Origin of the sequence: Devosia sp. XGJD_8 (genome assembly GCF_046614475.1) — a bacterium.
Classification (GTDB): Bacteria; Pseudomonadota; Alphaproteobacteria; order Rhizobiales; family Devosiaceae; genus Devosia.
The window spans coordinates 3,139,653-3,155,098 of sequence record NZ_JBKJHF010000001.1 but is presented as its reverse complement, the minus strand read 5'-3'; the positions used below and the strand labels follow the sequence as shown (position 1 = coordinate 3,155,098).

The window sequence follows — 15,446 nt, the reverse complement described above, 5'->3', positions numbered from 1 at the left end:
ACCGAGTGTCAGACTACTGGCTCGCCCCACCTGTCCTGGCCGCCTTGGCCTCATCAAACCACCAGATGGTCGGAAAACCGCTCGAAAATTCCGGCAGCGGTTCGGGGTGGCTGAAGCGGTCCCAGCGGGCAATGCGGGAATTGCGCAGGGTGTAGCTGGGAACGACATAATGGCGATGCAGCAGCACGCGGTCGAGCGCCTTGGTGGCGGCTTCCTGGGTGGCGCGGTCGTCGGCGCCGATGATCTTGTCGATGAGGGCATCGACGCCCGGGTCGGCAATGCCGGCGTAGTTCTGCGAGCCCTGCTCGTTGGCGCTTGATGAACCGAAGAAATAGCGCTGCTCATTGCCGGGCGAGAAGGATTGGCCCCAACCGGAATAGATCATGTCATAATCGAAGGAGCGGGCACGGTTGATGAATTGCGGGCTGTCGACGGTGCGCACTGTTACCGCAACGCCGATCTGAGCCAGGTTGGTCACGAGATTGGCCGCAACCGGTTCGATAGTGGGGCCATTGAGCAGAATTTCGAAGGCAAACTGGGTGCCATTGGCATCAACGAGCCGGGTGCCATCGAGCGTGTAGCCGGCCTCGTTGAACAGGGTCAGCGCCTGGCGCAAATTTGCCCGTAGCTTGGCCGGATCGCCACTGACCGGGTTGGTATAGGGCTCGGTAAAAACGCTTGGCGGGACAAGATCCTTTACCGAATTGAGGATGTCCAGTTCCTCACCCTCCGGCAGGCCGGTCGCCCTGAAGGGCAGTCCGAAGAAATAGCTGTCGATGCGCTCATACTGGTTGAAGAAAACAGTGTTGCTCAGCTCTTCGAAATCGAAGGCGTAGTTCAGCGCCCGGCGGACCCGTTCGTCCTGGAACTTCTCGCGGCGCAGATTGGGCACGAAGCCCACCATTAGGCCGTTATCGGCATAATCCTGCGGGAACAGTTCCTTGATGACGCGGCCTTCGGTGACGGCGGGGAAATCATAGGCTGTGGCCCAGCGGCGGGCCTGGTTCTCGCTCCACCAATCGAATTGGTCGCCCTTGAAGGCCTCGAACTGCACAGTCAGATCCAGGAAGTACTCATAGCGAACCTCCTCGAAATTGTTGGTGCCGACGCGGGTAGGCTGGTCGACGCCCCAGTAATCCTCGACGCGCTTGTAGCTGAGGGTGCGGCCGGCCTCGAAACTGGAAAGCGCATAGGGCCCCGAGCCCATGGGCGGCTCGAGGGTGGATTGGGCGATATCGCGCTTGTTGCCCTCGGCATCGGTGCCCTCCCACCAGTGCTGCGGCAGCACCAAGAGCTGGCCCAGGATCAGCGGCAGCTCGCGATTGCCGGTCTGGTCGAAGGTGAAGGTCACCTCGCCGGGTGCGGTGACCTCAGCTTTGGTGACGTTGGCGTAATACTGGGCCGAGTTGGGGTTAATTTCCTTGCTGATATCGAAGGACCAGGCGACGTCCTCGGCCGTCACTGGTTGGCCATCATGCCATTTGGCGTCGGGGTCGATGCGGAAGGTCACCGCGCCGTAGTCCGGAGCGATCATGAGCTCTTTGGCAAGCAGGCCATAATAGGTATTCACCTCGTCCAGCGAGGGCGTCATCAGCGTCTCATAGACGAACCCCAGGCCAGCGGCGGCCTCACCCTTGGGCAGGATGGGATTGAAGGTATCAAAGCCCCCCATGTCGCCGAGCCGGACGACGCCGATTTTCGGAGCATCGACATTGACGTAGTCGAAATGGGTGTAGTCGGCGGGATATTTCGGCGGCTCGCCATTGGTCGAGAAGGAATGGGTCCAGACGCCGGTCTGGGTTTGCGCCAGCGCCGGAGCAACGAAGGCGAGCAGCAGGCCGGCGGCGGCGAGGAGGGGCGCGAGTTTCATCGGACGGCTCCGGAATTGCGGTTTGATGACAGCAGACTAGGCGCAATCGTCACGGCGTGACAGAGGGCGCCGGATCAAGACTTTGCGGGCGAACCACGGCCAGATCGAAGGCGGCAGCCATGAGCGCGCGAGTATAGTCGGACTGCGGCGCCGCGAAAATATCGGCAGCGGGTCCCTGTTCGACGATGCGGCCATTGCGCATGACGATGAGCTGGTTGGCCATGGCCCGCACGACCTTGAGATCGTGGGAGATGAACATGTAGGTGAGGCCCCGCCGCTGCTGGATATCGCGCAGCAGATCGACCACCTGGGCCTGGATGGAGACATCGAGCGCCGAGGTGGGCTCGTCGAGCACGACGAATTTGGGCTCGAGCACCATGGCGCGGGCAATGGCGATGCGCTGGCGCTGGCCGCCGGAGAATTCGTGGGGGTAGCGGAAGCGGGTTTCGGGGGCGAGGCCGACTTCCTCCAGTGCCTTCACGACGCGGGCATCGCGTTCCCTGGCGCCGATCTGTGGCGCGTGGACGGCAAGGCCTTCGCCGATGATGCGATCGACCGAGAGGCGGGGGCTCAGCGAGCCGAACGGGTCCTGGAAGACGATCTGCATATCGGCGCGCAGCGGCCGCATGGCTTTCCAGGAGCGGGACTGAACCTCATTGCCGAGGACGACGATGCGGCCGTCAGAGGGCAGGAGGCGGAGGATGGCATAGCCGAGCGTGGACTTGCCGGATCCGCTTTCGCCGACAACGCCCAGGGTCTCGCCGCGGCGGATGGAAAGATCGACGCCGTCCACCGCCTTGATGTGGCCGACGGTGCGCCTGAGGATGCCGCGCTTGACGGGAAACCAGACCTTCAAATCGGCGACGTCGACTATGGCGGGGGCGGTGGGGTCGGAGGCGGGCGGGGTGCCGCGGGGCTCGGCGGCCAGCAGGTGGCGCGTATAGGCGTGCTGCGGAGTGGCGAAAAGTGGTGCGACCGGGCCGGTCTCGACGATCTCGCCATCGGTCATGACGCAGACGCGGTCGGCGATGCGGCGGACAATGCCCAGATCGTGGGTGATGAACAGCATGGCCATGCCGAGGCGGCCCTGGAGCTCCTTGAGCAGGGTGAGGATCTGCGCCTGCACGGTGACGTCGAGAGCGGTGGTGGGTTCGTCGGCGATCAGCAGGTCGGGCTCGTTGGCGAGGGCCATGGCGATCATGACGCGCTGGCGCTGGCCACCCGAGAGCTGGTGCGGATAGGCGGAGAGGCGGCTGGCTGGATCGGGGATGCCGACGGCATCGAGCAGTTCGAGCGTGCGCTTGCGGGCGGCGGTGGCGCGCAGGCCGCGATGAATGGCGAGGACTTCGCCGATCTGCTTTTCGACGGTGTGGACCGGATTGAGCGAGCTCATCGGCTCCTGGAAGATCATCGAGATGTCATTGCCGCGCACGGCGCGGAGTTCCTCAGGTGGTGCCGCAACGAGGTCCTGGCCCTTGAACAGGATCTGGCCGGTGACATGGGCCGTGGGCGGCAGGAGCCGCAGGATGGACAGGGCGGTGACCGATTTGCCGGAGCCGCTTTCGCCGACCAGGGCGACGGTCTCGCCGGGGGCGATATCGAAGGAGATATTGCGGGTGGCGGGCTTGGCGCCGAAGGCGATGGTGAGGTCGCGGATGGAGAGGAGGGGGGCGGTCATGCGATCGACTTCCGCGGATCGAAGGCATCGCGGACAGCTTCGCCGACGAAGACCAGCAGGGTCATCATGATGGCGATGGTGAAAAAGCCGGTGAGGCCGAGCCAGGGGGCCTGAAGGTTGTTCTTGCCCTGGGCCAGCAATTCGCCGAGCGAGGGCGAGCCGGGCGGGAGGCCGAAACCGAGCAGGTCGAGCGAGGTGAGGGTGACCACCGAACCGGAGAGAATGAAGGGCATGAAGGTGAGCGTTGCCACCATGGCATTGGGCAGGAGGTGGCGGAACATGATGGTGATGTTGGAGACGCCGAGGGCGCGGGCGGCGGCGATGTATTCGAAATTGCGGCCGCGCAGGAATTCGGCGCGCACGATGCCCACCAGCGACACCCAGGAGAAGAGCAGCAGGATGCCGAGGAGAACCCAGAAATTGGGCGCGATGACCGAGGAGATGATCAGCAGCAGATAGAGCGCGGGGATGGAGGTCCAGATCTCGATGAAGCGCTGGAACAGCAGGTCGACCCAGCCGCCGAAATAGCCCTGCACCGCGCCCGCGACAACGCCGATCACCGAGGAGAGGATGGTCAGCGTCAGGCCGAACAGGATGGAGATGCGGAAGCCGTAGAGCAGGCGGGCGACGACGTCGCGGCCGCGATCGTCGGTGCCGAGCCAGTGGAAATTGCCCCAGTGGCAATTGGGATCGGCGACCTGCAGCGGATAGCGGGCGCAGTTCTCGGCCTGGGTCATGGTCCAGCTGGGTGCGACGGCGCCGGAATAGGGCAGGAAGCCGTCGACCGTGCCATAGCTGAAGCGGATGGGCGGCCAGATGGCCCAGCCATTGGCCTCGATCTCGGCGGCGATGAAATCGTCGCGGTAATTGGTGATGGCGAGGAAGCCGCCGAACCTGGATTCGGGATAATCGACAAAGGCGGGGAACAGCAGTTCGCCCTGGTAGGAGGCGACAATGGGCCTGTCGTTGGCGATGAGTTCGGAGCCGAGGGTGGCCAGGAACAGCGCAAGGAAGATCCACAGCGACCAGTAGCCACGGCGATTGGCGCGGAAGTTGGCGAGCCGGCGCGCATTGAGCGGGGAGAGGAAGCGGTTGCGTGGCGCCTCGATGGCGGCGGCCTGGCCTGCCATCTCGCTCATACTTCCCGGCTTTCGAAATCGAGGCGGGGATCGACCCACATATAGGCGAGGTCGGAGATCAGCGAGATGACCAGCCCGAGCAGCGAGAAGATGTAGAGCGTGGCAAAGACCACCGGATAGTCGCGGCTGACCACGGACTGGAAGCCGAGCAGGCCCAGGCCATCGAGCGAGAAGATGGTTTCGATCAGCAGCGAGCCGCCGAAGAAGGCGCCGATGAAGGCGCCGGGAAAGCTGGCGATGATCAGCATCATGGCGTTGCGGAAGACGTGGCGGTAGAGCACCTGGTTTTCCGTCAGCCCCTTGGCGCGGGCGGTGGTGACATATTGCTTGCCGATTTCGTCGATGAAGGAATTCTTGGTGAGCAGGGTCGTCGTGGCGAAGGCGCCGAGACCCATGGAGATGATGGGCAAAGCGAGGTGCCAGAAATAGTCGAGCACCTGGCGCCACCAGGGGAAGCTGTCAAAGCCGGGCGAGGTGAGGCCGCGCAAGGGAAAGACCGACCAGAAGCTGCCGCCGGCAAAGAGCACGATCAATGCGATGGCGACAAGGAAGCCCGGGATGGCGTAGCCGATGATGACCACGGTCGAGGTCCAGACGTCGAAGCGCGAGCCATCGGTGACGGCTTTCTTGATGCCGAGCGGGATGGAGATGCCGTAGGCGATGAGCGTCATCCACAGGCCGAGCGAGATGGAGACCGGCATCTTCTCCAGCACCAGGTCGATGACGGAGATGTCGCGATAGTAACTGTCGCCGAAATCGAAGCGGAGATAGTTCCACAGCATGAGACCGAAGCGCTCGAGCGGCGGCTTGTCGAAGCCGAACTGCTTTTCGATGCGCGCGACCAGGTCGGGGGAGAGGCCCTGGCTGCCGCGATAGGTCGAGGTCGTGCCACCCTGCTGGGTCTGGGGAGCCTGGCCGGCGAGGTCGCCCCCGCCACCGCCCGTGATGCGCTCGGCAATCGAGGAATTCTGGCCGGACAGGTTGGCGAGGGCCTGCTCGACCGGGCCGCCGGGGGCGAACTGGGTGATGAGAAACGAGATGGCCATGATGCCGAATACGGTCGGGATCATCAGCAACAGGCGGCGGAGGATGTAGGCGCCCATCGGGTCTCCGGGCAGTCAAGTTTGCGTGGAGCTAAGCGCTGGGTCGTTCCGCCAGCAAATCACCATGCGGTGAAACGACTTGCGCCAAGTGCAACACTTTGATGAAGGCTTGGCAAGCTTGGAAGCGCCCCCTGGGCAAGCACTGAGCAATAACCCCTTGCCCATCCAACCCACTCCCTGCAGGATCAGGGCATTACGAGGAGCCTGCATGGCCTATCAGATCATTGCCCGAGCCAAGAATGCGTCCATGGCAAGAGCGCTCGAAGTGGCGCTGAGGGCCTATGGGTTTCATCCGCTGGAGCAGGGCGAGGGCGGCCTGCCGGGAGTGCCGAATTTGTTCGGCGCCGAGGGTGTGCCGGTGCAGGTGCCCGAGGAAGAGGCCGGCGATGCAACTGTTCTGGCCGCGGAGCTGTTGAAGGAAATGGCGGCACCGGGCCCATAATGGCCATATTGCTGTGCCTTTGCTCGGATGCGGACCGGGCGGTTGAACGCAGCGCAGGCTTTGGCTATAAGCCAGCCCAGCTGTTAACCTTTATTAAGCCTTAGGGCAGGAGCGAACCCATGACGGTTTGGATGCGCGGATCATTGTCCGCGGTGGGCGTGGCGGCAATTGCCGTTGTGCTGGCGGCGTGCCAATCTACCGGTTCTAATACAGCCAATCTCAATACGATCGGGGCCCCGGCCCAGCTGCAGCCGGTGCAGACGTCGACTGTGCAGCAGGGTACGCTGCCGGCAATCGGCGCCACCGGCACCGCTGCGCCCGGCCTTTCCGGCCAGCCCGTGCTGGGCGGCGTCCCCGCCACGCAGACGGCAATGGCGACACCGACCGCTACGGCGAGCACAGGTGGCTCCATCGTGTCGCTCGACCCGCTGGCCCAGCCCGTTGCCGGCGGCATGAGCTCCGGCCCCGAAGGCGTGTGGAATGTGGCGGCGGGTGCCGCGACCTGCCGCATCAACCTGCCGATGACCGCCAAGACCGGCACCAGCTACTACCGTGCGTCGGCTCCGGGTTGCACCGTGCCGCAGATCGCTTCGGTGACCGGCTGGCAGCAGGTCGGCAGCCAGCTTCAGCTCTATGATGACAACGGCAATATCGCCGCTTTCCTCGCCCCGAGCGCTGGCCGCTATATCGGGACGATGGGTGGTGGCCAGGCCATCTCCATGTCGCGGTGATTGCCGTCGGGTGATGCCGGTCTGCAAACCGTGATCTTGTGCGCTTCCGGTGCTCACGTATCCTAAGATACGCTGCGCGCCGGTTCTCCAAGATCGCGGTTCTCGACTCGGCCTGACCCGACTACCGAGAGTTTTGGCGCTTGTCTGCCGCTCACTCCAAGCACAAGAATACCGGACCCGTCACCTCCGCCTATGCGGAGCTGGTGGGTCGTGGTGTTCTCATTGCCGACCCGGCGCAGCGCAAGGCGGCGGGGCTGCTCGATGGCGTGCTGGCGGGTCTGGAAGCAGACCGGCCCAAGGGGCTGTTCGGCAAGCTGTTCGACAAGGGCGAGCCAGTCCGTGGGCTCTATCTCCACGGCGAGGTGGGACGCGGCAAGACCATGCTGATGGACCTGTTCTTTGCCGCCGTGCCGACCAAGCACAAGCGGCGGGTGCACTTCCACGAGTTCATGGACGAGATCCATGCGGGAATGGCCAAATTCCGCAAGAGCGCCAAGGGCAAGGATGCCGATCCGGTCGAAGCGGTGGTCAAGCCGATCGTCAAGTCGGGTTTGCGGCTGCTGTGTCTTGACGAATTCCATGTGCACGACATCACCAATGCGATGTTGCTGTACCGGTTGTTCGACAAGCTGTTCGCCCAGGGTGTGACGCTGGTGGCAACCTCGAATGTGGTGCCGGACGAGCTCTACAAGGACGGGCTCAATCGCCAGCTCTTCCTGCCTTTCATCGCCCTGCTCAAGCAGCATGCCGTCGTGGCTTCGCTCGAGGCGGAGCGGGACTATCGGCGGATGAAATTTGCCGGCCAGCATGTCTATGCGTTTGGCTCCGGGCCAGAGGCAAAGGCGGAGATGGACCGGCTGTGGCTGCGCATCACGGGGGGAGAGCCCGGTGCGCCAGGTGTGGTCGAAAGCACCGGGCGGAAGATCCATGTACCTCTGGTGGCCATGGGTGCGGCGCGGTTCGGCTTTGCCGACCTCTGCGAGAAGCCGCTGGGCTCGCGCGACTTCGTGCGGATTTCCCACCAGTTCGATTCGATCATCATCGACGGCGTGCCGCAGATGGACCGCAGCAAATCGGACGCGGCCAAGCGGTTCATCCTGCTCATCGACAACCTCTATGATCGCGGGGTCAAGCTCGGCGCAAGCTTTGCCGTGCCGCTGGAGCAACTGGGCAAGGACGACAAGACGGCGTTTGAATTCCAGCGCACGGTGTCTCGCCTAGTCGAGATGCAGTCCGAGGAATACCTGGCCAAGGCGCTGCGGGACGAACCGAGCGAGGGTGTGCAGGCCCCGGCAGAACCGGGCTGAAGCGAGAGGTGCCCATCCGGCACCACCCCTTCACCCATCAGCAAGGGCCAAAACGCCTTTACGACGAAGGGTTCACTTGCCCGTGCCGACCGACAGGGTTAAGACGTGCGCCAATTCAACGCAGTCTGGGATGAGGACTAATGGCGCGCAAGAAGATCGCTCTTATCGGCTCGGGTCAGATCGGCGGGACGCTCGCCCATCTGGCGGCTCTCAAGGACCTCGGCGACATCGTATTGTTCGATATCGTCGACGGCGTGCCGCAGGGCAAGGCGCTCGACATCTCCCAGTCGGCCCCGGTGGAAGGCTATGATGCCAAGATCACCGGCACATCCAAGTATGAAGACCTCAAGGGCGCTGACGTCGTCATCGTTACTGCCGGCGTGCCGCGCAAGCCGGGCATGAGCCGCGACGATCTGCTGGAAATCAACCTCAAGGTGATGGAGCAGGTGGGCGCGGGCATTGCAAAGTATGCACCCAAGGCCTTCGTCATCTGCATCACCAACCCGCTCGACGCCATGGTCTGGGCGCTGCAGAAGTTCAGCGGCCTGCCCACCAATCAGGTGATCGGCATGGCCGGCGTACTGGACAGCTCGCGCTTCGTCCATTTCATCGCAGATGAACTCAAGGTATCGGTCGAAGACATCAATGCCTTCGTGCTGGGCGGCCATGGCGACACCATGGTGCCGTTGGCCCGCTATTCGACGGTTGCCGGCATTCCGCTGACCGACATCGTCAAGATGGGCTGGATGAGCAAGGAAAAGCTCGACGCCATCATCCAGCGTACCCGCGACGGCGGCGCCGAGATCGTCGGCCTGCTCAAGACCGGCTCGGCCTTCTATGCTCCGGCGACCTCGGCGATTGCGATGGCCGAGAGCTATCTCAAGGACAAGAAGCGCGTGCTGCCGGCCGCGGCCTATCTCGACGGCCAGTATGGCGTGAAGGGCACCTATGTGGGTGTCCCCGTGGTCATCGGCGCCGGTGGTGCCGAGAAGGTCATCGAGATTTCGCTCAATTCTGCCGAGCAAAAGGCGTTCGACAAGTCGGTCGGCGCCGTCGAGGGGCTGATCGAGGCCTGCAAGAAGATCGCGCCGAAGCTGGCCTGATCGCGCTCTGAAAGGCCCCGCCGTCATCTGGCGGGGCTTTCTGCGCTTCCGGCTCCGGCTCTCGAAATCCACGCCATCCGTCGCGGCGGATGGCTCCCAGAGCACCACCAGGTGCCTCACAAAGGGTCAAGACAATGAATATCCATGAACACCAGGCCAAGGAACTGCTCAAGGGCTATGGCGCGCCGGTCGCCGCAGGCGTGGCGATCTTCTCGGCAGATGAAGCCGAGGCGGCCGCCAAGTCGTTGCCGGGGCCGCTCTATGTGGTCAAGAGCCAGATCCATGCCGGCGGACGCGGCAAGGGCAAGTTCAAGGAACTCGGGCCCGATGCCAAGGGCGGCGTGCGGCTGGCCAAGACCATCGACGACGTCGTGGCCTTCTCCAAGGAAATGCTGGGCAATACGCTGGTGACCAAGCAGACCGGCGATGCCGGCAAGCAGGTCAACCGCCTCTATATCGAAGACGGCGCCGACATTGCCCGCGAGCTCTATTGCTCGCTGCTGGTCAACCGTGAAAGCGGCCGGGTGTCCTTCGTGGTTTCGACCGAGGGCGGCATGGATATCGAGGCGGTTGCAGAGCACACGCCCGAGAAGATCATCACCGTCGATATCGACCCGACCACCGGCGTGACCGAGGCCGATGTGGCCACCATCGTGTCGGCGCTCAAGCTCGAGGGCGATGCCAAGGCCGATGCGGCCAAGCTGTTCCCGATCCTCTACAAGGCGTTCACCGAAACCGACATGAGCCTGTTGGAAGTGAACCCGCTGATCGTGATGACCGACGGCCACCTGCGCGTGCTCGACGCCAAGGTGAGCTTCGACAACAATGCGGCGTTCCGCCACGAAGAGCTCAAGCCCCTGCGCGATCTCAGCGAAGAAGACGCCAAGGAAATCGAAGCGTCCAAGTATGACCTCGCCTATGTGGCGCTGGATGGCAATATCGGCTGCATGGTGAACGGCGCGGGCCTGGCCATGTCGACCATGGACATCATCAAGCTCTATGGCGCCGAGCCGGCGAACTTCCTCGATGTGGGCGGTGGCGCCTCCAAGGAGAAGGTCACGGCAGCGTTCAAGATCATCACGGCCGATCCGGCGGTGAAGGGGATCCTGGTCAACATCTTCGGCGGCATCATGCGCTGCGACGTGATCGCCGAGGGCGTGATTGCCGCGGTCAAGGAAGTGGGCCTGCAGGTGCCGCTGGTGGTTCGCCTCGAAGGCACCAATGTCAAGGAAGGCAAAGCCATCCTCGACCAGTCCGGCCTCAACGTGATCTCGGCCGACGACCTCGACGATGCCGCCCAGAAGATCGTCAAGGCCGTGCAGGGCTAGCGCCATGCGCGCCGGCTTCGCACTCATCGTCGGCCTGGCCCTGTGCACCACCCCGGTGGTGGCGCAGGGCAAGGTCAAGGCAGCTGCCACGCCGCAAAGCGTGCAGGTGCTCGAAATGTGCGAGACCTTTGCTGCCGGCGACGTGCTGGCCGTGGAAGCGGCCATTGCCAAGGGCTGGGATGCCTATGACCAGGAGAGCGAAAGCCCCTTCGTCAAATCCTATGCCGGCAGCAAGGACGTGCCGGGCCTGGGCTATGCGAACATGTTCGCGCTGGTGGAAAGCTATCCGCAGAATACGTTCGGCTATTGCCGGGTGGATGTGGCGGAGCCGGCCGGCGACGGGCAGAGCCTGATCCAGGCCATCCAGCAGCTCGATCGCTATGAAGGCGAAGCCATCCAGAACGGGGATGGCAGCTTTGCCAGCCTCACGGGCGCCGATGGCGCCACCGACCGGCTGCTGCTGGCGCATTGGAGCCAGGAGGCTTTCGTGGTGCAGCTGTCGATAAATACAGTCAAGGCCGCAGCGGCCGAATGAGTTTAACGGCGCCTTGCTCCGGCAGGCGGAAGACGGCGCCGAGCGCCCAAACGACGGAAGAGAAGTAGATGTCCATCCTCGTCAACAAAGATACCCGCGTACTCGTACAGGGCCTGACCGGCAAGACCGGGACGTTCCATACCGAACAGGCGCTGGCCTATTACGGCACCAAGATGGTGGGTGGTACTCATCCCAAGAAGGGCGGCGAAACCTGGTCGTCGGGTGTCGATGGCACTGAATTGCCGATCTTCACCTCGGTGGCCGAGGGCAAGGAACGCACGGGCGCCAATGCCTCGGTGATCTATGTGCCGCCGGCTGGTGCCGCCGCGGCCATCGAGGAAGCCATCGATGCGGAAATCCCGCTGATCGTCTGCATCACCGAAGGCGTGCCGGTGCTCGACATGGTGCGGGTCAAGGCAAAGCTCGAAAAGTCCAAGTCGCGGCTGATCGGGCCGAACTGCCCGGGCGTGCTGACGCCGGAAGAATGCAAGATCGGCATCATGCCCGGTTCGATCTTCTCGAAGGGTTCGGTGGGCATTGTTTCCCGCTCGGGCACGCTTACCTATGAAGCGGTGTTCCAGACCACCAATGAAGGCCTTGGCCAGACCACTGCCGTGGGTATCGGTGGTGACCCGGTCAAGGGTACCGAGTTCATCGACATGCTCGAAATGTTCCTTGCCGACGAAGCGACCAAGTCGATCATCATGATCGGCGAAATCGGCGGTTCGGCCGAGGAAGACGCGGCGCAGTTCCTGATCGACGAAGCCAAGCGCGGCCGCAGCAAGCCGATGGCCGGCTTCATCGCGGGCCTGACGGCTCCCAAGGGCCGCACGATGGGCCATGCTGGCGCCGTAATTTCGGGTGGTAAGGGCGGCGCCGAAGACAAGATCGCGGCGATGGAAGCGGCAGGCATCCGCGTCTCGAAGTCGCCGGCCCGCATCGGGCGGACGCTGGCGGAAGTGCTGAAGGGCTGAGTAAGCCCAAAGTCGGTCGCGCTTCGGACACAGAACGGTGTTACGCCAAATGTGCCCGAAGCTTGTATGTTTTACATGAGCCACGGCCCTGCTCAGGGGCCGTTACACTTAACAGGATACTAAGGATAAGCGGTCAGTATCCGATCAAATCAGGGACCGCATGAGACTGGCCTTACCGCCGGTCCGTTCAGAAGGATGGCGGGGCGTGGGCCTCGCATGAAAACGCGATGACACGACAGGAAAAGAACGACACGTTCTTGCTGACCTCGTTCCTCTATGGTGGGAACGCCGACTACATCGAACAGCTCTATTCCCGGTACAAGACCGATCCGGCAAGCGTCGATGAGACGTGGAAAAGCTTCTTTTCCAAGCTCGATGACGCCGAGGGCGTCGCCCAGCAGAATGCCGAGGGCCCAAGCTGGGGCCGCACGGACTGGCCGCAGAGCGCCAATGGCGAGCTGGTCAGTGCGCTGGACGGCAACTGGGGCGAAATCGCCATCAAGACCGAAAAGGCCGTGTCCAAGAAGGCCGAGGCCCTGGGCGTCCCCAAGAGCAGCGTCGCCGACGTGCTGCAGGCCACGCGGGATTCCATCCGCGCCATCATGATGATCCGTGCCTACCGCATGCGCGGGCACCTGCACGCCGATCTCGACCCGCTCAAGATGAAGGCCGACGAACCGGCGCCCGAGCTCGATCCGAAGAGCTACGGCTTCACCGAGGCGGACTACGGTCGCAAGATCTTCATCGACAACTATCTCGGCCTTGAATACGCGACCATTCCCGAAATGCTGGCGATCCTCAAGCGCACCTATTGCGGTACGCTTGGCATCGAGTTCATGCATATCTCCGATCCTGAAGCCAAGCAGTGGATCCAGGAGCGCATCGAGGGGCCGGACAAGGAAATCACCTTCACCAAAGAAGGCAAGAAGGCGATCCTGAGCAAGCTTGTCGAAGCCGAGGGCTTCGAGAAGTTCATCGACGTCAAGTATACCGGCACGAAGCGCTTTGGCTTGGATGGTGGTGAATCGACCATTCCGGCGCTCGAGCAGATCATCAAGCGCGGTGGCGCGCTGGGCATCAAGGACATCGTCTTGGGCATGGCCCATCGCGGGCGCCTCAATGTGCTGACCCAGGTGATGGGCAAGCCGCATCGCGCGCTTTTCCATGAATTCAAGGGCGGGGCATTCTACCCCGAGGACGTCGAGGGATCGGGCGACGTCAAGTACCATCTGGGTGCATCGTCGGACCGTGAGTTCGACGGCAACAAGGTGCATTTGTCGCTGACGGCCAATCCCAGCCATCTCGAGATCGTCGATCCCGTGGTGCTGGGCAAGTCGCGCGCCAAGCAGGACCAGCACATCTCGCCAGACGGAAAGCTGGTCAATATCGCGGTGGATGGTCGTCCGGATCGCTCCATGGTGCTGCCGCTGCTGATCCATGGCGATGCGGCCTTTGCCGGGCAGGGCGTGATCGCCGAATGCCTGGGCCTCAGCGGCCTCAAGGGGCACCGCACGGGTGGCTCGATCCACTTCGTCATCAACAACCAGATCGGCTTCACCACCAGCCCGATGTATTCGCGCTCGTCGCCATACCCGACGGACGTCGCCAAGATGATCGAGGCGCCGGTCCTGCACGTGAATGGCGACGATCCGGAAGCGGTGGTCTTCGCGGCCAAGGTGGCGGTGGAATATCGCCAGAAGTTCGCCAAGCCCGTCGTCATCGACATGTTCTGCTATCGCCGCTTCGGTCACAACGAAGGCGACGAGCCGAGCTTCACCCAGCCGCTGATGTACTCCAAGATCCGGTCGCACAAGTCGACGCTGGAGCTCTATTCGGAGAAGCTGGTGGCCGAGGGACACCTCACCACTGCCGAGATCGACAAGCTCAAAGCCGACTGGCGTGCCAAGCTCGAAAGCGAGTTCGAGGCCGGGCAGGACTATCGCCCGAACAAGGCCGACTGGCTGGATGGCGCCTGGAAGGATTTCAAGCCCGCCGACCAGGAAGGTCCGCGTCGCGGCGATACGGGCGTTGAAATCGAGCAGCTGGCCAAGATCGGCACGGCGCTGACGCGCATTCCGGAAGGCTTCAACGTCCACAAGACGGTCAAGCGTTTCATGGACAATCGCCTGGCGGCCATCGAATCGGGCGAGGGCATCGACTGGGCCACGGCCGAGGCCCTGGCTTTCGGCACGCTGGTGACCGACGGCCACCCCGTGCGCCTCAGTGGCCAGGATGTGGAACGCGGGACGTTCAGCCAGCGCCACTCGGTGCTGAATGACCAGCTCGTCGACAACAAGAGCTATACCCCGCTCAACAACCTCGCCGAGGATCAGAGCCGCTACGAGGTCATCAACTCGATGCTCTCGGAAGAAGCCGTGCTCGGGTTCGAATATGGCTACTCGCTGGCGGAGCCGAAGGCTTTGACCATCTGGGAAGCCCAGTTCGGCGACTTCGTGAACGGTGCCCAGGTGGTGATCGACCAGTTCATCAGCTCGGGCGAGCGCAAGTGGTTCCGCATGTCGGGCCTCGTGATGCTGTTGCCGCATGGCTATGAAGGGCAGGGGCCTGAGCATTCCTCGGCCCGTCCCGAGCGGTTCCTGCAGCTGTGCGCCGAAGACAATATGCAGGTTGCCAACTGCACCACGCCGGCCAACTATTTCCACGCCCTGCGCCGGCAGGTGACCCGCGACTTCCGCAAGCCGCTGATCCTGATGACGCCCAAGAGCCTGTTGCGCCACAAGCGCGCCGTCTCGGGCCTTGTCGAGATGGGTGTCGATTCCTGCTTCCATCGCCTGCTTTGGGACGATGCCGAAGCGCCGGGCGTGCCCAAGACCACGATCAAGCTGGCCAGCGACGACAAAATCCGTCGCGTCGTGCTGTGCACCGGCAAGGTCTATTATGACCTGCTGGAAGATCGCGAGAAGAAGGGCATCAACGATGTCTATCTGCTGCGCATCGAGCAGCTCTACCCGTTCCCGGCCAAGGCGCTGCTGGACGAGCTGAGCCGCTTCAAGAATGCCGAGATCATCTGGTGCCAGGAAGAGCCCAAGAATATGGGTGCCTGGGCTTTCATTCAGCCCTATGTTGAATGGGTGTTCGACCAGATGGGCCGGACCGGCCAGCGTGTCCGCTATACCGGGCGCCCGGCATCGGCCTCGACTGCCACGGGTCTGATGCGGACCCATCTTGCTCAACTGCAGGCCTTCCTCGACGAAGCGCTCGGCCAATAAAGGACA

At 63.1% G+C, this 15,446-nt stretch carries 12 protein-coding genes; 8 read left to right on the top strand and 4 right to left on the bottom strand.

Annotated features, from left to right (window positions below; translation table 11 throughout):
• Positions 1–13: 13 nt before the first annotated feature.
• The 4 genes from ACLI1C_RS15085 to ACLI1C_RS15070 are packed head-to-tail and all read right to left on the bottom strand — an operon-like array spanning position 14 to position 5,790.
• Positions 14–1,870, bottom strand: coding sequence for an extracellular solute-binding protein (locus ACLI1C_RS15085; RefSeq protein WP_411398032.1), 1,857 nt, complete (start codon positions 1,868–1,870; stop codon positions 14–16).
• Between the two features lie 49 nt (positions 1,871–1,919).
• Complete coding sequence (locus tag ACLI1C_RS15080; protein WP_411398031.1) at positions 1,920–3,548, bottom strand: ABC transporter ATP-binding protein; 1,629 nt, start codon at positions 3,546–3,548, stop codon at positions 1,920–1,922.
• Entirely contained in the window at positions 3,545–4,687 is a 1,143-nt protein-coding gene (locus ACLI1C_RS15075) for an ABC transporter permease (RefSeq protein ID WP_411398029.1), read from the bottom strand. The genes ACLI1C_RS15080 and ACLI1C_RS15075 overlap by 4 nt, the downstream gene beginning before the upstream one ends.
• Positions 4,684–5,790, bottom strand: a complete 1,107-nt coding sequence (locus ACLI1C_RS15070; RefSeq protein ID WP_411398027.1) for a microcin C ABC transporter permease YejB — start codon at positions 5,788–5,790, stop codon at positions 4,684–4,686. Before ACLI1C_RS15070 ends, ACLI1C_RS15075 begins: the two co-directional genes overlap by 4 nt.
• 208 nt (positions 5,791–5,998) lie before the next feature.
• Between ACLI1C_RS15070 and ACLI1C_RS15065 the strand changes: the two genes are divergently transcribed.
• The 8 genes from ACLI1C_RS15065 to ACLI1C_RS15030 all read left to right on the top strand — a co-directional run bounded on the left by ACLI1C_RS15065 (position 5,999) and on the right by ACLI1C_RS15030 (position 15,440).
• Positions 5,999–6,232 carry a hypothetical protein gene (locus tag ACLI1C_RS15065; protein ID WP_411398026.1) on the top strand — a complete coding sequence of 78 codons (234 nt, stop codon included), beginning with the start codon at positions 5,999–6,001 and terminating at the stop codon, positions 6,230–6,232.
• 119 nt (positions 6,233–6,351) lie between these two features.
• Positions 6,352–6,963: an AprI/Inh family metalloprotease inhibitor gene (locus ACLI1C_RS15060; protein ID WP_411398024.1), complete on the top strand. Its 612-nt coding sequence runs from the start codon at positions 6,352–6,354 to the stop codon at positions 6,961–6,963.
• A 140-nt stretch (positions 6,964–7,103) separates the two neighbouring features.
• Positions 7,104–8,270 carry a cell division protein ZapE gene (gene zapE, locus ACLI1C_RS15055; RefSeq protein ID WP_411398023.1) on the top strand — a complete coding sequence of 389 codons (1,167 nt, stop codon included), beginning with the start codon at positions 7,104–7,106 and terminating at the stop codon, positions 8,268–8,270.
• A 140-nt stretch (positions 8,271–8,410) separates the two neighbouring features.
• On the top strand, positions 8,411–9,373 hold the full coding sequence (gene mdh / locus ACLI1C_RS15050) for a malate dehydrogenase (protein ID WP_411398022.1): 963 nt from the start codon (positions 8,411–8,413) through the stop codon (positions 9,371–9,373).
• Positions 9,374–9,507: 134 nt separating this feature from the next.
• Entirely contained in the window at positions 9,508–10,701 is a 1,194-nt protein-coding gene (gene sucC, locus ACLI1C_RS15045; protein WP_411398020.1) for an ADP-forming succinate--CoA ligase subunit beta, read from the top strand.
• A gap of 4 nt (positions 10,702–10,705) precedes the next feature.
• Positions 10,706–11,236 (top strand): hypothetical protein, encoded by a 531-nt coding sequence (locus ACLI1C_RS15040; RefSeq protein WP_411398019.1) that lies wholly within the window; start codon positions 10,706–10,708, stop codon positions 11,234–11,236.
• A gap of 68 nt (positions 11,237–11,304) precedes the next feature.
• Entirely contained in the window at positions 11,305–12,210 is a 906-nt protein-coding gene (sucD, locus tag ACLI1C_RS15035) for a succinate--CoA ligase subunit alpha (RefSeq protein WP_411398017.1), read from the top strand.
• 227 nt (positions 12,211–12,437) lie between these two features.
• Positions 12,438–15,440, top strand: coding sequence for a 2-oxoglutarate dehydrogenase E1 component (locus ACLI1C_RS15030; RefSeq protein ID WP_411398015.1), 3,003 nt, complete (start codon positions 12,438–12,440; stop codon positions 15,438–15,440).
• Positions 15,441–15,446: the final 6 nt, after the last annotated feature.